At 65.1% G+C, this 24,524-nt stretch carries 22 protein-coding genes and 1 pseudogene; 10 read left to right on the forward strand and 13 right to left on the reverse strand.

Annotated elements, in window-relative coordinates; all coding sequences use genetic code 11:
• Nucleotides 1-98 precede the first annotated feature (98 nt).
• On the reverse strand, nt 99-905 hold the full coding sequence (locus JJB99_RS14995; RefSeq protein WP_200499474.1) for a Crp/Fnr family transcriptional regulator: 807 nt from the start codon (nt 903-905) through the stop codon (nt 99-101).
• A gap of 119 nt (nt 906-1,024) precedes the next feature.
• Entirely contained in the window at nt 1,025-2,254 is a 1,230-nt protein-coding gene (locus JJB99_RS15000) for a SecDF P1 head subdomain-containing protein (protein ID WP_246775255.1), read from the reverse strand.
• Between the two features lie 250 nt (nt 2,255-2,504).
• On the opposite strand from JJB99_RS15000, the gene JJB99_RS15005 reads away from it, so the two are divergent.
• From JJB99_RS15005 to JJB99_RS15015, 3 genes and pseudogenes are all read left to right on the forward strand, one after another.
• Nucleotides 2,505-4,412 carry an acyl-CoA synthetase gene (locus JJB99_RS15005; protein WP_200499475.1) on the forward strand — a complete coding sequence of 636 codons (1,908 nt, stop codon included), beginning with the start codon at nt 2,505-2,507 and terminating at the stop codon, nt 4,410-4,412.
• Nucleotides 4,413-4,619: 207 nt separating this feature from the next.
• A complete protein-coding gene (locus tag JJB99_RS15010) occupies nt 4,620-6,419 on the forward strand; it encodes a caspase family protein (RefSeq protein ID WP_200499476.1) in 1,800 nt (599 codons plus the stop codon).
• Nucleotides 6,420-6,421: 2 nt separating this feature from the next.
• Nucleotides 6,422-8,271 (forward strand): annotated as a pseudogene (locus JJB99_RS15015) (caspase family protein).
• A gap of 105 nt (nt 8,272-8,376) precedes the next feature.
• Here JJB99_RS15015 and JJB99_RS15020 read toward each other — a convergent pair.
• On the reverse strand, nt 8,377-9,549 hold the full coding sequence (locus tag JJB99_RS15020; RefSeq protein ID WP_200499477.1) for a M20 aminoacylase family protein: 1,173 nt from the start codon (nt 9,547-9,549) through the stop codon (nt 8,377-8,379).
• A gap of 539 nt (nt 9,550-10,088) precedes the next feature.
• Here JJB99_RS15020 and JJB99_RS15025 point away from each other — a divergent pair.
• Nucleotides 10,089-10,676 (forward strand): TetR family transcriptional regulator, encoded by a 588-nt coding sequence (locus JJB99_RS15025; RefSeq protein WP_200499478.1) that lies wholly within the window; start codon nt 10,089-10,091, stop codon nt 10,674-10,676.
• A gap of 34 nt (nt 10,677-10,710) precedes the next feature.
• On the opposite strand, the gene JJB99_RS15030 is transcribed toward JJB99_RS15025, so the two are convergent.
• From JJB99_RS15030 to JJB99_RS15040, 3 genes are all read right to left on the reverse strand, one after another.
• Nucleotides 10,711-11,016, reverse strand: a complete 306-nt coding sequence (locus tag JJB99_RS15030; RefSeq protein ID WP_200499479.1) for a hypothetical protein — start codon at nt 11,014-11,016, stop codon at nt 10,711-10,713.
• A 113-nt stretch (nt 11,017-11,129) separates the two neighbouring features.
• A complete protein-coding gene (locus JJB99_RS15035) occupies nt 11,130-11,780 on the reverse strand; it encodes a response regulator (RefSeq protein WP_200499480.1) in 651 nt (216 codons plus the stop codon).
• Nucleotides 11,781-11,787: 7 nt separating this feature from the next.
• Entirely contained in the window at nt 11,788-13,158 is a 1,371-nt protein-coding gene (locus JJB99_RS15040; RefSeq protein ID WP_200499481.1) for a sensor histidine kinase, read from the reverse strand.
• Between the two features lie 201 nt (nt 13,159-13,359).
• Between JJB99_RS15040 and JJB99_RS15045 the strand changes: the two genes are divergently transcribed.
• The 5 genes from JJB99_RS15045 to JJB99_RS15065 all read left to right on the forward strand — a co-directional run bounded on the left by JJB99_RS15045 (nt 13,360) and on the right by JJB99_RS15065 (nt 17,772).
• Nucleotides 13,360-14,175: a MotA/TolQ/ExbB proton channel family protein gene (locus JJB99_RS15045; RefSeq protein ID WP_200499482.1), complete on the forward strand. Its 816-nt coding sequence runs from the start codon at nt 13,360-13,362 to the stop codon at nt 14,173-14,175.
• Nucleotides 14,172-14,858 carry a hypothetical protein gene (locus JJB99_RS15050; protein ID WP_200499483.1) on the forward strand — a complete coding sequence of 229 codons (687 nt, stop codon included), beginning with the start codon at nt 14,172-14,174 and terminating at the stop codon, nt 14,856-14,858. The genes JJB99_RS15045 and JJB99_RS15050 overlap by 4 nt, the downstream gene beginning before the upstream one ends.
• Complete coding sequence (locus tag JJB99_RS15055; RefSeq protein WP_200499484.1) at nt 14,851-15,456, forward strand: hypothetical protein; 606 nt, start codon at nt 14,851-14,853, stop codon at nt 15,454-15,456. Before JJB99_RS15050 ends, JJB99_RS15055 begins: the two co-directional genes overlap by 8 nt.
• Nucleotides 15,457-15,585: 129 nt before the next feature.
• Nucleotides 15,586-16,326 (forward strand): metallophosphoesterase family protein, encoded by a 741-nt coding sequence (locus JJB99_RS15060; protein ID WP_200499485.1) that lies wholly within the window; start codon nt 15,586-15,588, stop codon nt 16,324-16,326.
• Between the two features lie 6 nt (nt 16,327-16,332).
• Nucleotides 16,333-17,772, forward strand: a complete 1,440-nt coding sequence (locus tag JJB99_RS15065) for a serine/threonine protein kinase (RefSeq protein ID WP_200499486.1) — start codon at nt 16,333-16,335, stop codon at nt 17,770-17,772.
• A 102-nt stretch (nt 17,773-17,874) separates the two neighbouring features.
• Here the strand turns inward: JJB99_RS15065 and JJB99_RS15070 are convergent, their stop codons facing one another.
• The 4 genes from JJB99_RS15070 to rpe form a co-directional block, all read right to left on the reverse strand.
• On the reverse strand, nt 17,875-18,066 hold the full coding sequence (locus tag JJB99_RS15070) for a hypothetical protein (protein WP_200499487.1): 192 nt from the start codon (nt 18,064-18,066) through the stop codon (nt 17,875-17,877).
• Complete coding sequence (locus JJB99_RS15075) at nt 18,063-18,269, reverse strand: hypothetical protein (RefSeq protein WP_200499488.1); 207 nt, start codon at nt 18,267-18,269, stop codon at nt 18,063-18,065. The genes JJB99_RS15070 and JJB99_RS15075 overlap by 4 nt, the downstream gene beginning before the upstream one ends.
• Nucleotides 18,270-18,274: 5 nt before the next feature.
• The gene (locus JJB99_RS15080) at nt 18,275-18,418 is read right to left on the reverse strand and encodes a hypothetical protein (protein WP_200499489.1); all 144 of its coding nucleotides are present in this window, start codon (nt 18,416-18,418) and stop codon (nt 18,275-18,277) included.
• A gap of 159 nt (nt 18,419-18,577) precedes the next feature.
• Entirely contained in the window at nt 18,578-19,279 is a 702-nt protein-coding gene (gene rpe / locus JJB99_RS15085) for a ribulose-phosphate 3-epimerase (protein WP_200499490.1), read from the reverse strand.
• Between the two features lie 254 nt (nt 19,280-19,533).
• Between rpe and JJB99_RS15090 the strand changes: the two genes are divergently transcribed.
• The gene (locus JJB99_RS15090) at nt 19,534-20,331 is read left to right on the forward strand and encodes an EF-hand domain-containing protein (protein WP_200499491.1); all 798 of its coding nucleotides are present in this window, start codon (nt 19,534-19,536) and stop codon (nt 20,329-20,331) included.
• 3 nt (nt 20,332-20,334) lie between these two features.
• Here JJB99_RS15090 and JJB99_RS15095 read toward each other — a convergent pair whose 3' ends face one another.
• From JJB99_RS15095 to JJB99_RS15105, 3 genes are read right to left on the reverse strand one after another with little or no spacing between them, the layout of a single operon-like run.
• Complete coding sequence (locus JJB99_RS15095; protein WP_200499492.1) at nt 20,335-20,547, reverse strand: KTSC domain-containing protein; 213 nt, start codon at nt 20,545-20,547, stop codon at nt 20,335-20,337.
• Nucleotides 20,548-20,597: 50 nt separating this feature from the next.
• Nucleotides 20,598-21,593, reverse strand: a complete 996-nt coding sequence (locus tag JJB99_RS15100; protein ID WP_200499493.1) for a P1 family peptidase — start codon at nt 21,591-21,593, stop codon at nt 20,598-20,600.
• Between the two features lie 54 nt (nt 21,594-21,647).
• Nucleotides 21,648-24,458 carry a PAS domain S-box protein gene (locus JJB99_RS15105; RefSeq protein WP_433995788.1) on the reverse strand — a complete coding sequence of 937 codons (2,811 nt, stop codon included), beginning with the start codon at nt 24,456-24,458 and terminating at the stop codon, nt 21,648-21,650.
• Nucleotides 24,459-24,524: the final 66 nt, after the last annotated feature.

The following is a 24,524-nucleotide window of genomic DNA, read 5'->3' on the forward strand; positions in this document are numbered from 1 at the left end:
GCTGGAGCCCCCCAAATGGGCCGCTTTCCGCAAAACTCCGGGGGCTCACCTGACAGCCAAGAGGGCGCGAAGAGCTGCCCGCGAGAGGTCCGCCGAGGTCACGCGATCCTGTTGGTGGTGGCCGCCTGCGCGGTGGCCAGTTGCTTCTGCAGCCGATCGATGTTTTGCAACAGGCGCTGGCTGGTCAGCACCAGGAAGTAGTAGCCGAACTGCGGGTCCTGGAAGTAGATCTCAAGCAGGCGGTCATAGGTGATCGTCAGCACCTGGCCGTCCTCGATGCATTCGATCGTTCCGGTACGGCGGTTGTCCGGCGTGAGGAAGCCGAGCTCGCCCATCAGCGCGCCGGGCAGGATCTCGACATTGATCTCCTTGACCAGGAATTTTCCGGTGACGGTGAGGAGCATCTCGTTGGCCGAATCGCCCAGCTTGAACAGGGTGTCGCCGCGGCGATATTTGCGCTCGGTCATGAACGGCTTGAGCCACTCGATCGACATGTCACCTTCGGCCGCATGGCGCGCCTTCTTGACCAGCTTGAGCATCTGGCGCAGGCGCAGGGCGTTGATCGGAAGCAGCAGCAGATAGAGCAGGAACGTCGAGACGTTGGCGGATAGCGCGCCGAACGCGGCGAAGAACGCGCAGCCGATCATGTTGGCGACGCGCAGCGGCACCATGGTCCGCATCAAGAGGGTGGCGACGAAGAATCCGGCACCGACCGCGGCGAACAGATTGGCGAGCGTGATGTTGTGGACGAAGATCTCGAGCAGACGGTTGAAGATCGCGTCGTAGGTGACGTTGTTGGGGTCCAGGCCCATCTGAACCAGGATCTTCGCGATCCTGAGATTGTCCGTCGCCGCATCCAGGATGCGGTCAAGGATCGACGAAATGTCTGCGCTGCCGGACGGCATGGTACTAACCCCGCGTAAGGCCTTCAGTCCCGGTCGGTATTGCTCGATACGTATAGCCGAAATCGAATGACGACCGCTTGAAATGAAGCCTTCGGCCGTCGTGCCGCAAGAGGCAAATTTTAGCCTGATCGGGCGTTTCGGCAATTGCCCGTTGGTTGTGCGGCGCGCGTGATTCGGGACCCCGGAACGGGCGCTGGCGTCGTGATCGGCGTTGGGCGCCCCGGCGAGACGCGGCGCGGGGCGGTCTTCGCGTTACGCTTGGCGGCGGGCTGCACGACCTGCTGCTCGACCAGGGCAAGGTGCCCCGGCAGCGATCCGGCGCGCAGCAGCATGGCGACGCTACTCGCCTCCTCCAGGGCGAAATTGCCGGAGATCTGGCCCGAGCCGCCGGTGATGGGTTCTCGGATCACGGGGGCGGAGATCACCCTGTCGTCGAGCACGATGGCGAAGGGCTTTCCGACGTTCTCCGCGGTGACATGGGCGAAGCGCCGCGTGCCGTGGCCGTTGAAGCGGAACGAGGCGATCGGCTCCTTCGTATCGCCCGCAAATCCCGGGCCTGCATAGCTGATGTCGTCGCCATCAAGCGCGCTGTCCTTGGCAACGAGATAGGGGCGGTGGTCCTTGAACCCGAGCAGGACTTCCGTTCCCGCAGGTGGCGCGCCCGATTGCGCCTGCTCCGCCGGCATCGAGACGTCGACCAGCCGGAAGCTGACCTTCACCTTGGTGGCGAAGATCGCGGTCACGCGGTCCGGCTCCATCATTCCCGGGATGAAGATGCGGATGCGGTCGGCCCCGTCGGGCTGGACGCTCGCGAGCTTGATGTCGGAATCCTTGAGGCGCTGCTCGATCATCGCGATGGAGTCTTCGACGAGCTCGTGCAGCCGAGCGGCGGAGGCGGCATCGGTCGATGCGAGCCTGACCAGTCCGTCGCCGCCGTCGGTCACGGCGAGCGCATGTGACGGCAATCCTTCCGCGGCGGACGCCAGCTTGCGCGCGATCTGGTCGCGGCCCTTGGGATCGGTGATCTTCAATTCGACGCCACCGTCGCAGATCGCAAGCCCGGAGAAGGCGATCTTGCCATCGCGCAGGAGCTTGTAGACGTCGTCGCGCAAATCCGTGACGACGCTCTCACGCAGTCCGTCGGTATCGACGTTGTAGACGATGCGCGAGCCGCCCAGCTTCTCCATCTTGTCGGCGACGAAGGCGGCGATCCTGGCGCGCATCTTGTCGAACTGGCTGTCTTCGGCGAGCGCGTCGCGGGGCAGGGCGATCGCTGCTGCCATCACCGCCGCGGCCATGGTGAGCGCGACGAACAGCCGTGTGGCGATCTCCCGCAGGGGCGTGGTCATGATTACCTCAAGTCTTGCGGCAGGACGCTAGCAGGCGAATCCGACGCATGCTCTTGGTCCCCGGATCGGGCGCGGAGGTTCAACGGCCTCGAACGCGAGAGCTACCACCGTAATCGTTAAGCCATGGACGAACGCCCAATCATCCATCATTCTGTCCGCGCTCGACCAGCTATCGGCCGAGGCTCCGCCTGAAACCAAAATGTCAAAAGACAGCGGGCGGAGACATGCATCTGAGGGAGGACGGAATTCCATGGCGGGCATCCACACGCTCGATCGGTTGATTGGCGACGACTATCCGGAGTTTTTGACGGACGCGGAGGTCAGGGCCTTCGAGCAGGTCCCTTACGCCGAGCGCGTCGCGGCCGAGAGCACCTATGACGCCATTAAATTGGGCGCGGCGCGCAATCCCGATGGGGCGGCGATCCAGTTCCTGCAAAATGCCGATCCGGCCGACACGCCTGTTATGGTGACCTATCGCGACTTCATCGCGCGCGTCACCCAGGCCGCCAACATGTTTCATGCGCTCGGCGTCGAGAAGGGCGACGTGGTCTCATTCATGCTGCCGCTGGTGCCCGATGCCTTCGTGACGCTGTTCGGCGCCGAGGCGGCCGGCATCGCCAATCCCGTCAACCCGCTGCTCGAGCCGCATCAGATCGCGGAGATTCTCGAGGCCGCGAACACGAAAGTCCTGGTGGCGCTGGGGCCGATGCCCGGCACCGACATCTGGCAGAAGGTCGAGCAGATCCGCCCGCAGCTCAAGCACCTCAAGGCGGTCGTGCAGGTGTTCGGCGGCGGCGACCCGGATAAAGGCGTTTTTGCGTTTGGCGACCTGATCAAGCAGCAGCCGTCCGACCGGCTTGTCAGCGGGCGCAAGATTCTAGGCAGCGACATCGCCGCCTATTTCCACACCGGCGGCACCACCGGTACGCCAAAACTGGTGCGGCACACCCACGCCAACCAGGTCTACCAGGCCTGGGCGCTCAATCTGCTGCTGAAGCCGAAGCCCGGCTCGAATTTGCTGTTCGGCATGCCGCTGTTTCACGTCGGCGGATCGTTGACGCAGGTGCTGCTGACGCTGTCGAGCGGCGGCTCGCTGGTCGTGCTGTCGCCGAGCGGCTGGCGCAATCCGAACGCGGTGAAAAACATCTGGAGGTTGGTCGAGCGCTTCAAGCCGGAGGCGCTGTCGAGCGTTCCGACCGTGCTCGCGGCGACGCTCGCGGTGCCGCCTGAAAATGCCGATATTTCCAGCCTGAAATATGCCGCCGGCGGCGGCTCGGCGATCCCGGTCGCCGTGGGCTCGGCGATTCAAGAGAAGCTCAAGCTGCCGGTGGTCGAGGTCTACGGCATGACGGAGACCTCGAGCGTGCATACGCTCGCCTATCCCTCACGGCCGATCCGGCTCGGCTCGGTGGGCCTTCCCATGCCTTATGCGCGCGTGCGCATCGTGCAGCTCGACGCCGACGGCCGCCTGATCCGCGACTGCAAGCCCGACGAGATCGGCGTTATCATCATGGCCGGACCCGGCGTGTTCGGCGGCTATCTCAACCACGAGCACAACAAGGGCGCCTTCGTGGATGAGGTCTGGGTCAATTCCGGCGATCTCGGCCGTCTCGACGCCGACGGCTATCTCTGGATCACCGGCCGCGCCAAGGATCTCGTGATCCGCGGCGGCCACAACATCGATCCGGCGCCGATCGAGGAGATCATGTTCCGCCATCCCGCGGTCGGCTTCGCCGCGGTGGTCGGCCAGCCCGACGCCTATGCCGGCGAGCTGCCGGTGGGTTACGTGCAGCTGAAGCCCGGCGCCACAGTTGAGCCCGGCGAGCTCGAGTCCTGGGTCCGCGAGCGCACGCCGGAGCGTGCCGCCGTTCCGGTGCAAATCATTCCGATCGATCCGATGCCGGTGACCGGCGTCGGCAAGGTATTCAAGCCGCAGCTGCGCTGGGACGCCGCCCAGCGCGTGTTCACCAAGGTGCTGGCGCCGCTCAATGAGCGCGGCATCGATTGCAAGGTGAAGGTCGGCGCCCACGGCAGCCACGGCTCGATCGCCACCGTGACGCTCACGGGGCTGCCGCCGGATCAGCGCGATGTCGTCGCCGACGAGGTGCACGCGCTACTGGCGCCGTTCGTGATGCGGCACGAGGTGGTGCAGTTGTAAGCGGACTCAACGCCCGCGTCGGCGGCCGTCCGAAAGCAGGGCGACGCTTCGTCGCATTATCCTTACCACGGTTCGAGGAGCCCTATGTGATCGAAATCACATAGGAAGAATTAGCAATCGGCGACGCTACCGAATAGTCTCGTGGAATTGCATCCGGGGGGACGCAAAGTGATTCCGTTTCGGTTATTTGCTTTGTTGATATTGGCGATGGGCCTTGCCTGCGGGCCGGCGCATGCCGACCGGCGCGTGGCGCTCGTGATCGGCAATTCCGCCTACAAGAGCGCGCCCAAGCTCGGCAATCCCGTCAACGATGCCACCCTGGTGGGCGGCATGTTCAAGAAGGCCGGCTTCGATTCCGTCGACGTCAGGCTGGATCTCAGTGCCAGCGAGATGCGGCGCACGCTGCGCGAGTTTGCCGGCAGAACGCGCGATGCGGAGATGGCGGTGATCTATTACGCCGGCCACGGCATCGAGCTCGACGGCACCAACTATCTCATTCCGACCGACGCAACGCTGGAGACGGACGGCGACGTGCTCGACGAGACCATCCCGGTTGAGCGCGCGCTGTTCGCGGTCGAGCCGGCCAAGCAGCTTCGCCTGATCATCCTCGACGCCTGCCGCGACAATCCGTTCTCAAAGAGCATGAAGCGTACGCTGGCCTCGCGTGCGATCGGACGCGGCCTTGCCAAGGTCGAGCCGACCAGCCCCAACACTATGATCGCCTTCGCGGCGAAGGCGGGATCGACCGCGTCCGACGGTGACTCCAAGAACAGCCCGTTTGCGGCCGCGCTGGTCGAACACCTGCCGAAGCCGGGCCTTGATCTGCGCAAGGCCTTTGGCTTCGTGCGCGACGACGTGCTCAAGGCGACCGGCTACAAGCAGGAGCCCTATGTCTATGGCTCGCTCGGCGGCGACGATGTGCCGCTGGTCGCGGTCAAGCCGGCCGCCACCGGTCCGCAGGCCAACCCACAGGATGCCATTCGCAGGGATTACGAGCTTGCGCTTCAGCTTGCCACGCGCGACGGCTGGGAAGCGTTCCTGGCGCAATATCCCGAGGGGTTCTACGCCAACCTCGCCAAGGGCCAGCTGAACAAGATCGGCGCCGAGGAGACGCGCGCGGCGGCTGAGCAAAAGGCCAAGGCAGCCGAGCAGGAAAAGGCGAAGCTCATCGCCGAGCGCGCTCAGAAGGCCGAGCAGGAGAAGGCGGCTGCGGCGGCCAAGACCGCTGAGGATGCGCGGATCGCGGCGGAGAAACAGAAGCAGATCGAGCAGGCGAGAGCCGAGGCGGCCGAACGGCAGCGCAAGGTGGCCGAGGCGGCGGCGAAGGCATTGGCCGAGAAGCAGGCGGCGGAGAAAGCCAAGGCCGAACTCGCTGCCAAGCAGGCTGCAGAGAAAGCGGAGCAGGGCGCAAAGCCCCCCGCCGACAGGCAGATGCCTGAGCCTGAGCAGAAGGTCGCGGCCTTCTCGCCCGCACCCGCGTCCACATTGTCGGCGGCCGATCTGACAAAATCCGTGCAGAGCGAACTGCGCCGGGTCGGCTGCCTGTCCGCTGCGGCTGACGGTGACTGGAGCGCAGCGTCGCAGCACTCGATGACGCTGTTCAACAAATATGCCGGCACCCAGTTCGATGCGAAGCTTGCCAGCATCGAGGCGCTCGATGCGCTGAAGGCGAAACCGGGACGGGTCTGCCCGCTGGTCTGCAATTTCGGCTTCAAGGCCGACGGCGACCAATGCGCCAAGATCACCTGTCGTGCCGGCTATCGCGTCGGCGACGACAATGAGTGCGAGAAGATCCAGGAGAAGAAGCCGGTCGCGACGCGGGAAGATACCCGGAGACGCGATACGGATCGAAAACAAACGGAGGCCGCACCGTCAGCGCCGCAGGCTTCGGGTCAGGTGATCTGCAACAGCGCCGGTTGCAGGCCGATCGCCAAGGGGTGCCGGCTGGGGACAGCCAATCATCCTGCCACTCCTACAGTCAAGATACCGGCCGAAATATGCAACTGATGATGAAGCATATCCTTCGGGCCTGCTCCATTGTGCTCGGAGCTCTCGCTTGTTTTGCCCTCTGCTGCAGCCCAGCGTTCGCCGAAAAGCGCGTGGCGCTCGTCATCGGCAATTCCGCCTACAAGAGCGCGCCGAAGCTCGGCAATCCCGTGAACGACGCGATCCTGATGGGTGGCATGTTCAGGAAGGCCGGCTTCGACAACGTCGACGTCAGGCGGGACTTGAACGCGTCGGACATGCGCAAGGCGCTGCGCGAGTTCGGTGCGAGGACGCGGGACGCCGATGTCGCGATCGTCTATTACGCAGGCCACGGTCTCGAGGTCGACGGCACCAACTACCTGATTCCGACCGATGCCGCTCTCGAGACCGACACCGACGTCTACGACGAGGCGCTGCCGATCGATCGTGTGCTGGTGAGCATCGAGCCAGCCAAACAGCTTCGGCTCGTCATTCTTGATGCCTGCCGCGACAATCCGTTCGCCAAGACCATGAAGCGGACGGTAGCCTCGCGCGCGATCGGGCGCGGGCTCGCCAAGGTCGAGCCGACTAGCCCGAACACGATGATTGCGTTCGCGGCCAAGGCGGGATTCACGGCGTCGGACGGCGATTCAAAGAACAGTCCATTTGCAGTCGCGCTTGCCGATCACCTGCCGAAGCCCGGCCTCGATCTGCGCAAGGCGTTCGGTTTCGTCCGCGACGACGTATTGAAGAACACCGGCTACAAGTAAGAGCCGTATGTCTACGGTTCGTTGGGCGGCGATGATGTCGCTCTTGTTCCTGCAAAACCGGCTGCAACGGCGGGGCAGCCAAATCCGCAGGACGCGGTTCGCAGGGATTACGAACTGGCGTTGCAGGCGGGTGATCGCGACGGATGGGAGGCGTTTCTGCAGGCTTATCCTGACGGTTTCTACGCCAATCTGGCGCGCGTGCAGCTGAAGAAGATCGCTGCCGAAGAAGTGCGCGTCGCTGCCGAACAGAAAGCGAAGCTCGCCGAGCAGGAGAAGGCGAGGCTGGCGTCCGAGCGCGCGCAGAAGGCTGAGCAGGACAAGGCGGCAGCAGCGGCGAAGGCGGCTGAAGAGACGCGCGTCGCTGCCGAGAAGCAAAAGCAGGTCGAGCAGGCGAGAGCAGAAGCAGCCGAGCAACAGCGCAAGACCGCCGAAGCTGCGGCAGCGAAGGCGTTCGCCGAGAAGCAGGCGGCAGAGAAGGCGGCTGCTGAAGCCGCGGCAAGGCAGGCTGCGGACAGGCAGGCGGCCGATGCGGCAAGCAAGAAGGTTGCGGCATTATCCCCTGCGCCGTCATCCAGCCCCGCGCCGGATGATCTGGCGAAGTCCGTGCAACTCGAACTGCGGCGCGTCGGCTGCATGACCGGATCAGCCGACAGCGAGTGGGGCCAGACGGCGCAGCGCTCGCTGGCGCTGTTCAACAAATATGCAGGGACGAAATTCGACGCAAAGCTTGCAAGCACCGGCGCGCTCGATGAGCTGAAGGCCAACCGGGTCGCGTCTGCCCGCTCGTCTGCGATCACGGCTTCAAGGCGGACGGGGATCAATGCACTCGGATCACCTGCCGCGCCGGTTATCGCGTCAACGACGACAATGAATGTGAGAAGGTGCCGGAGAAAAAGCCGGTGGCGACGCGCGACGATTCCAGGAAGCGGGATAGCGACCGCAAACAGATCGAAGCTGCGCCAGCAAATCCGCAGGCCCGGTCGTCAGGCCAAATCTTTTGCAACTCGGCGGGCTGTCGCCCGGTTCGGTCCGGTTGCAGATTGGTGACGCCAACTGCTGGGCCGGGAACCGGGGGCGCGGGTGCCGGGGTAGCCGGCCAAAATGCCGTCGAGGTCTGTAACTGATCTTAGCGCGTATGGTGGGTTAGCGTACCGTAACCCACCACTGTCTCTCACCGCGGGACACAGAAGAGGTGGCTACGCCTTCGGCTAACCCACCCTGCGAACCTCCTACCCCGCCGGCATCTGCGTCTCGACCAGGCGCGCCCAGAACGACGCGCCGTGGCCGAGGATGTTGTCGTTGAAGACGTAGGCCGGGTGGTGGCATTCCGGGCTGTCGCCCATGCCGACCAGTATCATCGCGCCTGGGCGCGCTTCCAGCATGAACGAAAAGTCCTCGGCGCCCATCATGGGAACGAACTTGTCGTTGACGCGGTCAGTGCCGACGATGTCGCGGGCGACCTCGGCGGCAAGGCCGGCCTCGCGCGCATGGTTCATCGTCACCGGATACATCCGGGTGTATTTTGTCTCCGCCGAGCCGCCATAAGCGCGCGCGACGCTGTCGGCAACCTCGCCGATGCGGCGCTCGACGAGATCGCGCACGTCAGGATCGAGCGTGCGCACGGTGCCGCCGAGCTCGGCGATCTCCGGGATGATGTTGAAAGCGGTGCCGGAGTGGAATTGCGTGATCGAGATGACCGCGGACTTCAGTGGATCGACGTTGCGCGCGACGATCGATTGCAGCGCGCCCACGATCTGCGAGCCGATCAGCACGCTGTCGACCGCCTTGTGCGGACCCGCGCCGGCGTGGCCGCCCTTGCCGTGGACCGTGATCTGGATGTTGTCCGAGGAGGCGAGCATCGCGCCCGCCGTCGTGGCGAAATGCCCTTCCGGCAGGCCCGGCATGTTGTGCATGCCGTAGACCTCCTGGATATTCCAGCGCGTCATCAGCCCGTCCTCGACCATGGCCTTGCCGCCGCCACCGCCTTCCTCGGCGGGCTGGAAGATCATGATCGCGGTGCCGTCGAAATTGCGCGTCTCGGCGAGATATTTGGCAGCGCCCAGCAGCATCGCGGTGTGGCCATCATGACCGCAGGCGTGCATCTTGCCGGGGACCTTCGAGGCGTACGGCACGCCCGAGGTTTCCATGATCGGCAGCGCATCCATGTCGGCGCGCAAGCCAATGGTCTTGCCGGAGGCCGATTTGCGGCCGCGGATCACGCCGACGACGCCGGTGCGGCCGATGCCCGTCACCACCTCGTCGCAGCCGAATTCGCGCAAGCGGTCGGCGACGATGCCGGCGGTGCGGTGCACTTCGTAGAGCAGCTCAGGGTTCTCGTGGAAGTCATGGCGCCAGGCGGCCATGTCGTCGGAGAGGGCGGCAACGCGGTTGACGATGGGCATGGGGTGGGAATCCGTTTCTGTGTTCTTGGGGGCCCGGACGAGCGAAGCGGCTTTTTACGCCGTGATTTGGCGGAGGGGGAGGACGAAACGGAGGGCCGGAACAAGGTTATCGGGGATGAGCCGGGAGGACCGGTCAGTTCCGGCGGCGACGCAAAAATTAACTATCAATCACGGATCATTGACTGACAGATATTGAAATCTGTCAGCGAGACGTGTATATCCGTTCTCGGACGCTCCGATTGGGCGTCCCGCGATAAGCCCCGGGAAGCCCGACATCCGACGCGAGTTCGGATTTGAGGGCGGATTGAAGAACGGGGACCGCGGACGAATGGAGACTTGAGACAATGACCACCGAAATCATCAATCTCACCGGCGTGATTGGGCATTGGCTCAATTTGCTGGTGGCGCGCCAGATCGCGGCGCAAGCTGCAAAACTGCCTCATTAAGGCATAGGCTTTCCGAAACGACCGGCGAGGGCGCTTCGGAAGCAGCCCGACTGCCGGGGGTAACTGAGCCCTGAACGGGAACATGGTGCTGGCATGAATGAAGCCGTTGTCTTGACGCCGGAGCGGATCCTCGAAGTCACCGAGGACGTGCTGCGGCGCTACGGACTTGCCAAGGCCACCGTGGTCGACGTTGCCCGTGCGCTCGATGTGAGCCACGGCAGCGTCTATCGCCACTTTCCGAGCAAGGCCTCGCTGCGCGAGGCGGTCGCCAAACGCTGGCTCGACCGCATCGACGCGCCGCTGCTGGCGATCGCGAAGGAGCAGGGTCCTGCGCCCGACCGGCTCGACCGCTGGCTGCGGACGCTGTTCGCCGCGAAGCGTTCGCGCGTGCTCGACGACCCCGAAATGTTCCAGACCTATCTGACGCTGGCGCGCGAAGCCTGCGCCGCCGTCAAGTGCCACAAGGACACCATGATCGATCAGATCGCGGCGATCCTGTCCGACGGCGTCCAGCAGGGCGTGTTCGCCGTCGACGACGTCAAGGTCACCGCGCGCGCTATCTTCGATGCGACGGTGCGCTTCCACCATCCTGCCCATGCCGACGAATGGAAAGACGCCGATTTGCCCGCGCGCGTCGACGCGACGCTCGCGCTGGTCCTGCGCGGGTTGAAGGCCTGCTAGTTCGCAACAGCTGTTCGATACGCGCTACGGCCCATCAACCTCTCGCCTTGTGAAGAAGGGCACCATTGTGTGTCGGCGTCGATGCAGTATGGCGCCTGCGTCCATGGAGGGCCGGATCGGCCGATGGCACGACCGGCGGACTTTCCGGATATGCATTGACTGCGATTTCGACCGCGTCCTTTGACCGCTTGCGAACGCGGTAGAAGGTTAGCTCCTGATCGAGCATGGGGCAGCGGAAGTGGACAATGGCGCTATCGGGTAGGCGGCACAGTTCGTCGATGAGTTCGCCGACTGTGATGATAGGGGGATGGGCGGCCGAGTTGTGATGAACCTTACTCATGACGTTCTACTCCTTCACTCTGCTACCAACCGGAACTGGATGGTCTCCGTTCCAATTTGCCCGGCAGATTGAAAAAGCTTCGAGTTGCCTGGAGGAATGCGGCAGTTCTGCTGCTAAATCCTCGTCAGTCCGCAACTCGCCGCCAGCCGCACCAGCTGCGCGTCGGTGCGCGCGCCGGTCTTGGTCTTGATCAGATAGTGGTAGTTCTGGACCGTCTTGACGCTGAGATTGAGATGCGCCGCGATCTGTTCGGTGGTGGCGCCGCCGGCGAACTGGCGCAAGATTTCGATTTCGCGCTCGCCGAGCTGATCCAGCACCGAGCCCGTCGATAAACTGTCCTCGGCCAAAACATGTGCGATGTCGTCGCTCATCGCGCGTTCGCCGCGGGCGACGCTGCGGATCGCATTCGCGACGGCGGACGGCTCGCTGCTCTTGGTGACGAAGCCGGAGGCACCGGCGCCGAAGGCGGCTTTCACCAGCACGGCCTCGTTGTGCATGGTGAAGACGAGGATGCGCGCCCGCGGACTGCGCGCGCGGATGTTGCGGATGGCTTCGAGGCCACTCGCGCCGGGCATCGAGATATCGAGCACGACGACGTCGGGGTCGTGCGCCTTGAAAGCGCCGTAGGCGTCGGCGGCATTATCGGCCTCCGCCACGACGTGCAGATCGCCCTGGCTCTCCAGCACGCGACGGTAGCCTTGCCGCACGATCGGATGATCGTCCACCAGCAGCACGGAGATGCCTGTTGCGGCGACCTCGTTCATGCCGGCCTCACGCGGCGAGCGGGATGGTGGCGGCGACGCTAAGGCCGCCTCGCGCCGGCAGGATCGACAGCGATCCGCCGGCGGCCGTGACGCGCTCGCGGATGCCGGTGAGGCCGAAGCCGGCCGACTGCGCGACACGTTCCGCATCGCCGCCGCCGTCGTCCTCGACGCTAATCAGCAGCGTATCGTCCTCGCCGGCGCGCCGTTCGATCCGCAAGCTGATCTCTCGCGCGGAGCTGTGGCGCAGCGCGTTGGTCAGGCATTCCTGGGCGACGCGATAGGCCGTGGTCGCAGCCGGTCCGCTGATGTCGGTGAGATCGCCTCTGACGTCGAGCTGGATCGTCGGCCGCGCCGCGCTCTGCGAGCGCCAGCTGTCGACGAGATTGACGAGGCTCGCCTCGAGCCCGAGTTCCTCGGGCAACGGATTGCGCAGCCGCTTCAAGGCATCGCGCAATGATGCCATCAGGTGATGGGTCGCCTGCGAGATCATGCGCGCGTCCTGGGCGATGCCGTTGCCCCTGTTCTGTCTCGCGCCGGCCGTCTCGATCGTGTTGGCGAAGGCGAGGATCGCGGAAAGGTTTTGCCCGAACTCGTCATGCAGCTCGCGGGCAAGCGCCCGGCGCTCGTCGTCACGGATCTCGATCAGGCGCCGCGTCAGCGCCGCGCGCTGCTCGGTCGCTTCCTCCAGCCGACCGCCGAGCTCGCCCACGGCGTTGCCGATCATCGCCAGCTCCATCGAGCGGAAGCGCGGGAGTTTTGTGCGATACTGGCCTCGCGCCATGCGCTGGAGCGCAGTGACGATCGCGCGCGCCGGCGCCAGCGCATGCGCGATCGCAACCGAGGCGAGGATTGCGATCGCCGCCGCCATCAACAGCGCGACATCGATCACGTTGAGGACGTACTCCCAGGCGAGCGAGATGGCGGCTGCGGCATCCGGCGTCGCGACGACGGTGCCGGCCGTTGCTGCGCGCGGACTGACCGGCCGCACCACCTCGGCGTGGCTGCCGAGCAAGGTCGGCACGATCGCGGCGAACCAGCGCGGCGGCGTCTTGCCGAGCCCCTCGCTCTGGCCGCAGAGCGGTTTTTCGAATGCGATGGCCGGCTGGAACTCGACGCAGACGCCGGGCGAGATCAGCTTCATCGTTTCCAGCGTGCGCCACTCCGGAACGGGCAGGAGCTGCTCGCGCGTTCTGCTGCTGCGCAACAGAAACTCGTGCCAATACAGCGCCTGAAGCGCTTGCCCGACCCGCTGCGCGGAAGCCGCCGTGGCCCGGTCGACGCTGCGATAGGCATCGACGGTGGCCCACAGGGTCGCCGCGCCCAGGCAGAGCGCGACGATGAGCAGCAGACGGGCGACAAGCTGAAGCACGAGGCGCATGCGATCATCCCCGACGTTTGGTAAGGTCAGCCTAACAACGCCGCCGCGCCTTGCCAATTGCAGCCTTTGGGCCGGATTGCAGCTCGGGCAAATTTCCCAATCCGGATTGGGCATGGCTCTTTGGACCGGGCGCAGCGGCTTTGATCTAATCGGGGTGGAATCGTTGCAAGCCAGTGCTTGCAAGGTAAGGAGCGGTGCAACATGAGTTCGATGACGATTGGACCGATCGCGCCTGCAGCGACCGACCCATCCGAGCGCAGCGCGCTGCTGTTCTGGATGATTTTCACCGGCCTGTCGATCTTCGCCCTCGTGCTGCTCTGGCGGTTCGGCCTGATTCATCTGATGCTGACCTCGGACCGCACCTACATTTCCAGCGTCATCGCGGCGCTCTACATCATGACCTGCGGTCATTGCTTCCTGCGCACGCGGGCAATCTCGCGTGAAGGCGCTGCGGCGCGGCGCTGCCGCGCGGTGCTTGCGGCGCCTGACGGCGGCAAGCTGCTCGACGCGCGCGCGACGGCGCTGCCGCGCGGGCTGGTGCGGGACCATATCGAGAGCCTGGTGACCAAAGCCGCCGCGCAGGACTACCGGCCGGTCGACCAGACCTTGCTGTTACGCACGCTCGCCGACCGGCTGCGCGGCTCCAATGGTTTCGGCGCGTTCGTTTCGGATACGCTGATGAAGCTCGGCCTGCTCGGGACCGTCATCGGCTTCATCATCATGCTGGCGCCGATCGCGGGGCTGGACGCCGCCGACAAGGTCGCGATGCGCTCCTCGATGGGCCTGATGAGCGATGGCATGGCGGTGGCGATGTATACGACGCTTGCCGGCCTCGTCGGCTCGATCCTGGTCCGCATCCAGTATTACATGCTGGATGCTGCGACCCAGCGGGTATTCTCGGACGCGGTGGTGCTGACCGAGACCTATGTGACGCCGGTGCTCGAGCGCCAAGGCGCTGATATCAAGGGCGCTGAGATCAGAGGCGCTGGAATCAAAGGCGCCGGAACGCCGTCATGATGGATGATTTCGGCCTCTATCCGCGCGAGGAGCCGTTCGATCCGCTCGGCGTGATGCTGTTCAAGGCGCTCCAGGTGATCGCGTTCCTGTTCTTCCTGGCGCTGCTCGCGGTCTCGCCGGATGCCAAGGACGGCAAGATCGACTCCAAGGCCGAGTTCATGATCACGCTGGACTGGCCGGACAACCATCCGGACGATCTCGACCTGTTCGTGCAGGATCCCGCCGGCAACATCGCCTGGTACCGCCACCGCGAGGCCGGCTTTCTCACGCTCGACCGCGACGACCGCGGCGGCGCCAACGACTTCATCATGGTCGCCGGTAAGAAGATCGCTTCGCCCATCCGCGAGGAGATTGTGACCGTGCGCGGCATCGTCGCCGGCGAATACACGGTGAATGTCTCGCATTTCGTTGCCACGACAGGCGAGCCTGTCACGGCCAATGTGAAGGTGCAGAAGCTCAATCCGACCGCGCAGGTGGTGTTCGACAACAAGTTCACGCTCGACCACACCGGCGACGAAAAGACCGCGGTGCGGTTCCGGCTCGATGCCGAGGGCAAGGTGGTCGACGTGAGCCAACGGCCAAAATCGCTCTTGGAGACGTTCCGCAGCAGCTGGCGCAACGGCGGCGATCTCGACCCGAGGACCGGTGTGAGCAAGAACACTGCGAGGGTACGCCGTGACTAGCCTGCAAACGGTCATTCTCACGCTGTCGGTCGCCTATGCCGTCATCGGCGCGTTGTTGCTGATCGTGCTGGTCTATGCGCGGCTGCACTGGTCGTTCAAAGCGGTCGCGGTGGTCGTGACCAGCGCCTTCTATGTCGTCAGCTTCACCGAAATGCGCGGGCTGCTCGGCTGGGCCAGTTCCGACCGGCTGCCGGCCTCATTCAAGCTGCTGAAGGCCCGCATCGTCGAGCCGCATTCACTGGAGGGCGATCCCGGCTCGATCTATCTGTGGGTCGAGCAGCTCGATGAGGACAATCGCCCGAGCGGCATCCCGCGCGCATTTCGGGTGCCCTATAATGACAGGCTGGCCGACAAGACCCATGCAGCGGAGAACGAGATCGCGGCTGGGCATCCGCAGGGCGGGCGCGCCGCGGATTTCGGCGGCGGCGAGGGCAGCCTGATCGACATGGTCCGAGAATATGTGACGCCCAAGACCATCTTGGAGACCAGCGGTGGCGATTCCTCGACCGGCGAATTCGTCGCCCCGCCGGCCGGCGCGCAAGGCGCCGTGTTCACCCCGCTGCCGCCGCCCCGGATGCCGCCCAAGGACGAGCAATAGGCTCTTCATCATCGCGCCAGACCATCGCGCGAAGGCCGCGCTGGAAAACCGCCCCCGGCTGGCGCATCCTGTTGACGCCCCTCAAATTGGCTTTATCGGCTCACAATAAGGTTTGAGGGTGGAGGGTGCGTGCTTCTCGCTGTCTTCTCGGATATCCACGGCAACCGGCAGGCGTTCGAGGCCTGCCTGAAGGCGGCGCGCGCCAAGGGCGCGGAGCGATTCGTCCTGCTCGGCGACTTCGTCGGCTATGGCGCCGATCCGGAATGGGTCGTGGAGACCGCGATGGCGCTGGTCGCGGAGGGCGCCATCGCGGTCCGCGGCAACCATGACGAGGCCGTCAACAGCACGGCCGAATCGATGAATGCCGAGGCGCAAGTCGCGATCGAATGGACGCGTGGCCGGCTCGACGTGGCCCAGCGGCGGTTCCTCGCCGAGCTGCCGATGGCCGTGGAAGAGAAGGAGCGGCTCTACGTCCACTCGGAAGCCGCAAGCCCGCAGCGCTGGCACTATGTCCGCTCGACCGCCGATGCGGCCAAGAGCCTGATCGCGACGCCGGCCCATGTCACCTTCTGCGGCCACATCCACCGCCCGGCGCTCTATTCGATGTCGGTGACCGCGAAGATGACGAGCCTCCTGCCCAAGACAGATGTCTCCGTGCCGCTGCTGCGCGGCCGGCGATGGCTGGCGGTGCTGGGCTCGGTCGGCCAGCCTCGCGACGGCGATCCTTCAGCGGCCTTCGCGCTGTTCGAGACGGTCTCCTGCGAGATCACCTATTGCCGCGCGCCCTATGATATCGAGGCGGCCGCGCGCCGGATCCGCGACAACGGCCTGCCGCACTGGCTGGCCGACCGGCTGTCGCAGGGGCGCTAGCGGCCAATGCCCAAACCCCTGGTCAAATCGGGCGCTGTCATCGATGGCTACACCATCGGCGAGTGCGTCCATGCCGGCGGCATGGCGACGCTGTGGACGGTCACCCATCCCGGCGTCGACGTGCCGCTGCTGATGAAGATCCCGCGGGCATCGGAGGGCGAGGACCCCGCCGCGATCGTCTCCTTCGAGATGGAGATGATGATTCTGCCGCGGCTCGCAGGTCCCCACGTGCCCTCGTGCTTCGGCACCGGCGATTTCGCGCACCAGGCCTATGTCGTGATCGAGCGCATTGCCGGCACCACGCTGTACAAGCGGCTGCCCGATCTGCCGCTGCCTTACAACGAGGCGCGGCAGCTCGTCGCCAAGGTCGCGACCGCGCTCGCCGATCTGCACCGGCAAAACGTGATTCATCACGACATCAAGCCGAGCAGCATCATGTTCCGCGAGAGCGGCGAGGCGGTGCTGATCGATTATGGTCTCTCGCATCACAACCATCTGCCCGACCTGTTGCAGGAGGAGTTCCGCCTACCCTATGGCACCGCGCCCTATATGGCGCCGGAACGGCTGCTGGGCGTGCGCGACGATCCGCGCAGCGATCTGTTCTCGCTCGGCGTGCTGCTCTATTTCTTCACCACGGGCGAGCGTCCGTTCGGCGAGGGCGAGACACTGCGCGCAATGCGGCGCAGGCTGTGGCGCGATCCGCATCCGCCGCGCGCGCTGCGCGCCGACTATCCGCCCTGGCTCCAGGAGGTCGTGCTGCGGTGCCTGGAGATCGAGCCGGTGTGGCGCTATCCGACAGCGTCCCAGCTCGCGTTCGATCTCACCCATCCGGACCAGGTCAAGCTCACCGCGCGCTCGGAACGGATCAAGCGTGATCCGCTCAGCGTCGCGTGGCGACGCCGCTTCAACCAGGGCGCGATGCAGCCGCGCGCAAAATCCGACGTTGCGGAACAGATCGCGTCGAGCCCGATCGTCGCGGTCGCGCTCGATACCGCCGAAGGCGCGCCGGAGCTGAACGAGGCGCTGCGCATGACCACCGAGCGCATTCTGGCCACGTTACCTTCGGCGCGACTTGCCTGCGTCAATGTCCTCAAGCTCAACCGCATCGCCATTGACAAGACTCTGGACGAGCAGGGCTCCAACAAGCACATCGATCGCCTGGTGGCGCTCCGGCATTGGGCCACGCCGCTGAAGCTCGACGAGAGCCGGCTGTCGGTTCACGTGCTGGAGGCGGTCGATCCCGCCACGGCGCTCTTGGAATTCGCCGAGATGAACTCGGTCGATCATCTCATCATCGGGGCGCGGCAAAATTCGTTCAGGCGTACCTGGCTCGGCAGCGTCTCGGCCAAGGTGGCTGCAGAGGCGACCTGCACCGTCACCGTGGTGCGGCCGCCGCGGATGGCCGCGGATGCGGCGAGGACAGACGTCGGCGTGGTGTGGGGCTAAAGCGCGATGCGATTACGATGAATCGCCATCGCGCTTCCCCTCTTTGTTTGAGCATGATCCGGAAAACCGCTGCGCACTTTTCCGGATCATCTCTAGGAAAGATCACGCCGCGTGGGCGGTGTGGACGGCGCGCTTGCGGCGGACCGGCCAGGAGAAGTGCGGCCCCGGCTCGCCGTGATCCGCGCTGCCGCCGAAGTACTGGATGATCTCGCGGCAGGGCTCGCAATTGAACAGATTGCGCGAGGCGGATGCCTTGGTCATTTCCTTCAGGCAGTTCGGGCAGTGCGGTTTCATGGGTCGTTCCGAAAAGAGGCAGTCTCGGCGTCGGCGTTGCGCGGCAAACGAATGCTCGTGGTCGACATTGTCGAGCGTGGCATCGCCGCCCAGAACTCGTCGGCGCGCTCGAGGCGGCCGAAGAAGTAATCGAGCCCCGGATGCGGGCGGCGCGGAATCCGGCACCTGCGCCTGGGCTGGCGCTTGATGAGTGCGATCTGCATGGCGCTCAACCTCCACGGCGATGAAGATAAATGATGCGGGCGGAAGCCGCGACCTTCACCGGTCGCGTCACATAGATACAGCGCGCCGCGATCGCGGCATTGAACCCGAGCCACAACGCCACGCCAGTCCAAACCAGGGTCGTCGTCATGATGTGCTCCCGTCAAAAGCAGGCAGGAGTCACTTGCGATGATTTGCGCGAATCAGTGAAGTCCGGATGAGTACGGATCGAAGTTGCAATTTGAAGCATTGCGCGCTGCAACACCCGTAGCAGCCGGATTTCTCGCGGGCCGCTGCAGCTCAATCGAGCTCAGATCGCCTCGCCGCGTGCGCCCAGTGCCGCGTTGCGGATTGCGTCGATGTTGGCCTTGTAGGCGTCCTGCGTGCCGCCCTTGAACACGGAGGTGCCGGCGACGAAGGCGTTGGCGCCCGCTGCTGCCAAGGCGCCTGCGACGTCGGGGCCGACGCCTCCGTCGACCTCGATGTCGATCGGACGGCCCGCCGTCATCGCGCGGATATCGCGGATCTTGCCGATCGCGGCAGGGATGAAGGCTTGGCCGCCGAAGCCGGGATTGACCGACATCACCAACACGAGGTCGACGAGGTCGAGGACGTATTCGAGCACGCCGATCGGCGTGCCCGGGTTGAGCGAGACGCCGGCCTTCTTGCCGAGTGCGCGGATCGCCTGGAGCGAGCGGTGCAGATGGGGGCCGGCCTCCGCGTGCACGGTGATGTGGTCGCAGCCGGCTTTCGCAAAAGCCTCGAGATAGGGATCGCAGGGCGAGATCATCAGGTGCGCGTCGAACACCTTCTTGGTGTGCGGGCGCATCGCCTTGATCACGTCGGGGCCATAGGAGATGTTGGGGACGAAATGTCCGTCCATCACGTCGAGATGGATCCAGTCGGCGCCGGCGGCATCCACCGCACGCACCTCCTCGCCGAGCCTGGAGAAATCCGAGGCCAGGATCGAGGGTGCGATGGCCAGGGGGCGGGGAGCGAAGGCTTGGGTCATGGCGCGGTTTCCGGTGGCGGCCCCTAGGAAGATCAGGTCCCGCCTAACATGGGCATCCCGGCCGGGCAATGCAGGGGAGGCGCGCTTCCTGTGGGCGGAAATTTCTGCCGCAACCGGCATGAATTGCCGGTGTTTCCGGACCCGCCGAGCGCGGCGAGGGCGGATTTCATTGAGCTTTTTGCGCTGGCATGACGCTTGCTGACCTCACCTCCAGAACATTGGCCGCGGCGTGCCGCATCGGTTGGAGTTGTGCAATGTTGTTCGCCCTTGGTGCCGTATCGAGTGCGCTGGACGCGATCCAGTCGCTGACGAATTCGAAAGCGTCCTCGTCGACCCAGAAGACCGGATCGTCGCAAGGCGCTGCAACCAATCCGTTCGCGATCGACAGCGGCAGCCCGAGCAGCGGCGCGACCTCGGCGGTCAATTCGGGCAATTGTGCGCAGATTTCGCCGGAGACGATGAGCGCACTGATCGCGGCGCAGAGCCAGTCGTCGGACGCGGCCGGCAGCGCGACCAACTCGGCCTCGTCGGGCTCGACCTCCTCGAAGTCAACGAGCCAGGACGCGGCGCTGAAGGACCTGTTCTCGCAGATCGATGCGAACGGCGACGGCAACATCACCAAGTCCGAATTCGAGAACGCGCTGGGCGCCGGCGGCACCAATCTGGCGCAGGCCGACGACGTCTTCTCCAAGATGGATACGAATTCCGACGGCAGCGTCAGCCTGGACGAGATGTCGAAGGCGCTGAAGAGCGGCCATCACGGCCACCATCAGGCGCAAGGTGCCGGCGGCTCGGGCGATGGATCGGATTCCTCGTCCTCGTCGAGCGGCGGCTCGACCGCGACCACCACGACCAATGCCGACGGCTCGACAACCACTACCGTCACCTATGCCGACGGCTTCAAGATGTCGACCACGGTGCCGGGCGCCTCCAGCTCGTCAAATGCGAGCGGCGGCGGCAACTCGCCCTATGACTGGTTCGGCCAGATGATGCAGCGCCAGGCGCAGTCGGCGGCGGGGTCCGCGGCTTCTTCGATGTCGATGAGCGTGTGAGCTTCAGTGGGAGTACTCACGCGTGATCTCGCGACAGGCATAGCGGTCACGGATCTCCCGGTTGAAGAACGTTCCTTTTGAGCGCACCTCCTTGAATGCGGCGGCAATCTCGGGCGGAACGTCCTCGTAGACATAGATGCGGCCGCTGACGAAAGTCACCTTCAGCTCGCGCGTGTCGGGCGCATAGCGAAAGAAGCGGATCACAGAAGACGGCATGACGGTTCACCTTGCCCCTTCAAGGAAACGCCGGACCCGCCGTTTCGTTTCTAGCCGAACCGATCCCTCCACGCCGGCAGTGCGCCTGGGAACGGCAAGGCGGCCGCGCTGTAGACGCCGCGGGCGATCGCGCGCGCGACCACGTTGGCGGCGACCATGCCGAGCTCGGTGAGCTCGGCCAGCGGTTCGATCGGCTTCTCGCAGGTCGCAGCTGCAAACAGCACGTCGCCGTCGAGCGGGGCGTGGACCGGATAGATCGCGCGGGCAAAGCCGGTCTGGGCGATCATCGCGAGCCGCTTGGCCTGCGCCTTGCTCAGGATCGCGTCCGTGACGACGAGGCCGATCGTGGTGTTCTCGCGCTCGCTCGCGGCCGGGCCGCCCTTGATGCGCATCGCCAGCATATCCGGCGTGAAATTTGGCGGCAGCCCGCGTCCGCCGAATTCGCCGTTCTGCTCGAGCGGCGCGGCCCAGAACCACGGACCGTCGCCGACGGTGACGCTGCCGACAGCATTCACCACCATGATCGCGGCGACCTTGATGCCGTTCGCGGTCACGGCCGACGCCGAGCCAAGCCCGCCCTTGAAGGTGGCGGTGGTGGCGCCGAGGCCAGCGCCGACGTTGCCGAGCGCGAAGTCGGTGCCGGCGGATGCCGCCGCGGCATAGCCGAGGTCGCGATAGGGCGAAAAGCGGCCCCAGGCCTTGTCGCCGCCATTGAGCAGGTCGAACACGATCGCGCCCGGCACGACGGGGATCACGGCTTCGCGGATCCTGAAGCCGCGACCCTGTTCGGCGAGCCAGGCCTGCACCCCGCCGCCGGCATCGAGGCCGAAGGCGGAGCCACCGGAGAGCGCGATCGCGTCGATGCGCTCGACCGTGTTGACGACGTCGAGCAGCGAGACCTCGCGCGTGCCGGGGCCGCCGCCGCGGACATCAATCGCGGCCACCGCCGGCTGGTCGAACACGATTGCCGTCGTGCCGGAGGCGAGCTTCGCGTCTTCGGCATGGCCGACGCGGACGCCGGCGATATCGGTAAGGAGGTTGTTCAAGGACGAAACTCCATGCGCTGCACGCATCAGCGATAGCGCACGCGCAGGCCGGGCTCAACTCGCCAGGGCGGTCCTGAGCATTTTGGCGAGCTCCGACTTGCGGTAGGGCTTGGCCAGCAGCAGCACGCCGGAATCGAGCCGGCCGTGATGGACGATGGCGTTCTCGGTGTAGCCCGAGGTGAAAAGCGTCTTCAGGTCAGGGCGGCGGCGGGCTGCCTCGTCGGCGAGCTGCCGCCCGTTCATGTTGCCGGGCATGATGACGTCGGTGAAGAGCAGGTCGATGTGCTCGTCGGCATCGATGATGGTGAGCGCTTCGGCCGCGTTGGCGGCCTCGAGCGCGGCATAGCCGAGGCTCTTGATCTGGGTCACGACATACTGCCGCACCAAGGCGTCGTCCTCGACGATCAGGATCTTCTCGTTGCCGCCGGCAATGGGCGCGTTCTGGAGCGCCTCGGTCTCGGTTTCCTGCACGCCACTCGAGCGCGGCAAATAGATCTTCACGCTCGTGCCGTGGCCTTGCTCGCTGTAGATCTTGATGTGGCCGCCGGACTGCTTGACGAAGCCGAACACCATGCTGAGGCCAAGGCCGGTGCCCTTGCCGACCTCCTTGGTGGTGAAGAACGGATCGAACACCCGTTCGATCAGGTCGGGCGGAATGCCGCTGCCGGTGTCACTGACCGCGATCATCACGTAATTGCCGGCAACGACGTCGGGATTCATACTGGCATAGCCGTCATCGAGGAAGATGTTGCGGGTCTCCAGCACCAGTGTGCCGCCGTCGGGCATGGCATCACGTGCATTCAGCGCAAGATTGAGGATCGCGGTGGAGAGCTGGCCCGGGTCGACCAGCGTCGGCCAGGCATCCTCGGTCAGCTGCGGCAAGATGGTGATCTGCTCGCCCAGGGTCGGATGCAGCAGCTTCGCGGCCTCGAGCACCAGCGCATTGACATCGATCTCGCGCGGCTGCAGCGGCTGCTTGCGGGCGAAGGCGAGCAGATGCTTGGTCAGCTGCGCCCCGCGCTCGGCGGCATCGTCGATCAGCTTGGTGATGGCGGCAAGCTCCGGCCGGTCGGCCACGGCATCGGCCAAAATGCCGATTGTGCCGGTGATGACGGTCAGGACGTTGTTGAAGTCGTGGGCGACGCCGCCGGTCAACTGGCCGATCGAGTCCATCTTCTGGACCTGCCTCAGCTGCGCCTCGGCGGCCTGCTTCTCCGTGAGGTCGCGGCCGATGAAGAAATGGCGCTTCACCGGTTCGGACCAGGTGCCCATCCAGTTCAGCGTGACCTCGTGGCCGTCATAGTGATAGTAGCGCGCCTCGAAGCTGCGTTTGACCGCGCCCCGCCGCGCCGCACGCATCTCCTCCCGCGTCTTATCGAGATCATCGGGGTGGATGAACTCGATCGCGCTATGTCCGACCATGTCTTCCGGGTTGAAGCCCAGGATGTTCTTCACGCTGGGGCTGACCTGGATGAAATTGCCGAAGCCGTCGGTGACCAGGATGAGGTCCTGCGAGGTCTCGAAGATGCGCTGGCGCTCCTCGATCTCGCGGCGAAGCTTCTCCTGCGCCTGCTTCTCCTCGGTGACGTCATGAGCGATCTTGGAGGCGCCGATGATCTCTCCGTTGTCTGATCTCAATGGAGAGATATTGAGGACGACGTCAAGCGGACGGCCGTCCTTTCGAACCCGCACCGTCTGGTGCTGGGCGATCGACTCGTTGCCGGAGATCCGGTTGAGGATACTCCTGACTTCGGCCTTCCGATCCGGCGGCACGATGATGTCGATCGGCTTGCCTATGGCCTCCGCGGCGGAATAGCCGAACAGATGCTCTGCGGCCTTGTTCCAGCCGGTGATGATGCCGTCGAGCGTTTTCGTAACGATGGCATCATTGGAGGACTCGATGACGGCGCCGTACAGCGCCAGGCGCTTGCTGTAGAAGTCACGATCCGACGCCGACTGCTCGCGGAGCCTGCCGACGAGGCCCACCGTCTGCGCCTGGAGCCGAACGTTCTCGATCAGCAGGACCGCGAGCACGAAGCTCGCGGCGCCAAGACCGTAGAGGCGGCCGGCGTAGAAGCCGAGATCGAAGCGCGCGACATTGACGATCGCGGAGAGCGCGATGTCGAACAGCCAGGCGCACATGACCACCATGAGCCAGACATCGATAATCGAATGCGGTCTGCGGAACCAGAGCGAGACGAGCGCGGCGAAGCTCAGCGACCACACGAAGGACACGACGCCGATCATGGTCGGCGTGTAGTGGCCGTCGCGCAGCAAGACCGGCAGCAGGTCGTGCTGGGCGGTGACGATCCAGGCGAAGATAGCGATCGCAGCGACGACGCCAAGCACGCAGGCGAGTATCGCGTTGCTTGTCGCACCCCGGATCCTCTGGCCGCCGTCCTTTTCCTTGAGCCACGCGTAGCCCAGCACGAACAGCGGGAAGCCGCCGTGCCAGATCATGTACAGCCAGACCGTGGTCTGCCCGCCCGCGCCGAAAAGCCCGGCCGGCGCGAACAGGCCCGGGAAGGTGAGGGCATGGACCAGCGCTGCCGCGGCGGTGAACAGGTAGCCGGTCGCGAGCCACAGCAGCGCGCGGGTGCGCAGGACCGCAAACTGCGACAGCAGCAGCACCGCAGTGATGATGTCGCTGACGGCGAGGGCCGATTGATAGCTCGCCACAAATGCGGGGACCGGCAGCAGCGGCATGCCTGCGAAGGGAACCGCCAGCGCGAACAGGATCGAGGAGACGCCCACAATCCACAACGCCGCGGTGCGATCGGTCGAAGTCGCCGGCAAGGTCGAAAGGAATGTGCTTCGGTCTATCGTGGCAGGCACGTCAACCTCTCGCGGACCGGTCTGGGCCATCTTCGCCGACTTCATTCGGAGCCCGCAGCCTTGCTGCATGGTAGCGGGTTCTGGGCCCGAATCCCG

Source organism: Bradyrhizobium diazoefficiens, assembly GCF_016616235.1.
GTDB lineage: Bacteria > Pseudomonadota > Alphaproteobacteria > Rhizobiales > Xanthobacteraceae > Bradyrhizobium > Bradyrhizobium diazoefficiens_H.

Bases quoted from the DNA above. Each gene is read 5' to 3' on its own strand.
- JJB99_RS14995 (WP_200499474.1), bottom strand. From the start codon at position 905: ATGCCGTCCGGCAGCGCAGACATTTCGTCGATCCTTGACCGCATCCTG.
- JJB99_RS15000 (WP_246775255.1), bottom strand. From the start codon at position 2,254: ATGACCACGCCCCTGCGGGAGATCGCCACACGGCTGTTCGTCGCGCTC.
- JJB99_RS15005 (WP_200499475.1), top strand. From the start codon at position 2,505: ATGGCGGGCATCCACACGCTCGATCGGTTGATTGGCGACGACTATCCG.
- JJB99_RS15010 (WP_200499476.1), top strand. From the start codon at position 4,620: ATGGGCCTTGCCTGCGGGCCGGCGCATGCCGACCGGCGCGTGGCGCTC.
- JJB99_RS15020 (WP_200499477.1), bottom strand. From the start codon at position 9,549: ATGCCCATCGTCAACCGCGTTGCCGCCCTCTCCGACGACATGGCCGCC.
- JJB99_RS15025 (WP_200499478.1), top strand. From the start codon at position 10,089: ATGAATGAAGCCGTTGTCTTGACGCCGGAGCGGATCCTCGAAGTCACC.
- JJB99_RS15030 (WP_200499479.1), bottom strand. From the start codon at position 11,016: ATGAGTAAGGTTCATCACAACTCGGCCGCCCATCCCCCTATCATCACA.
- JJB99_RS15035 (WP_200499480.1), bottom strand. From the start codon at position 11,780: ATGAACGAGGTCGCCGCAACAGGCATCTCCGTGCTGCTGGTGGACGAT.
- JJB99_RS15040 (WP_200499481.1), bottom strand. From the start codon at position 13,158: ATGCGCCTCGTGCTTCAGCTTGTCGCCCGTCTGCTGCTCATCGTCGCG.
- JJB99_RS15045 (WP_200499482.1), top strand. From the start codon at position 13,360: ATGAGTTCGATGACGATTGGACCGATCGCGCCTGCAGCGACCGACCCA.
- JJB99_RS15050 (WP_200499483.1), top strand. From the start codon at position 14,172: ATGATGGATGATTTCGGCCTCTATCCGCGCGAGGAGCCGTTCGATCCG.
- JJB99_RS15065 (WP_200499486.1), top strand. From the start codon at position 16,333: ATGCCCAAACCCCTGGTCAAATCGGGCGCTGTCATCGATGGCTACACC.
- JJB99_RS15070 (WP_200499487.1), bottom strand. From the start codon at position 18,066: ATGAAACCGCACTGCCCGAACTGCCTGAAGGAAATGACCAAGGCATCC.
- JJB99_RS15075 (WP_200499488.1), bottom strand. From the start codon at position 18,269: ATGCAGATCGCACTCATCAAGCGCCAGCCCAGGCGCAGGTGCCGGATT.
- JJB99_RS15080 (WP_200499489.1), bottom strand. From the start codon at position 18,418: ATGACGACGACCCTGGTTTGGACTGGCGTGGCGTTGTGGCTCGGGTTC.
- rpe (WP_200499490.1), bottom strand. From the start codon at position 19,279: ATGACCCAAGCCTTCGCTCCCCGCCCCCTGGCCATCGCACCCTCGATC.
- JJB99_RS15090 (WP_200499491.1), top strand. From the start codon at position 19,534: ATGTTGTTCGCCCTTGGTGCCGTATCGAGTGCGCTGGACGCGATCCAG.
- JJB99_RS15095 (WP_200499492.1), bottom strand. From the start codon at position 20,547: ATGCCGTCTTCTGTGATCCGCTTCTTTCGCTATGCGCCCGACACGCGC.
- JJB99_RS15105 (WP_433995788.1), bottom strand. From the start codon at position 24,458: ATGGCCCAGACCGGTCCGCGAGAGGTTGACGTGCCTGCCACGATAGAC.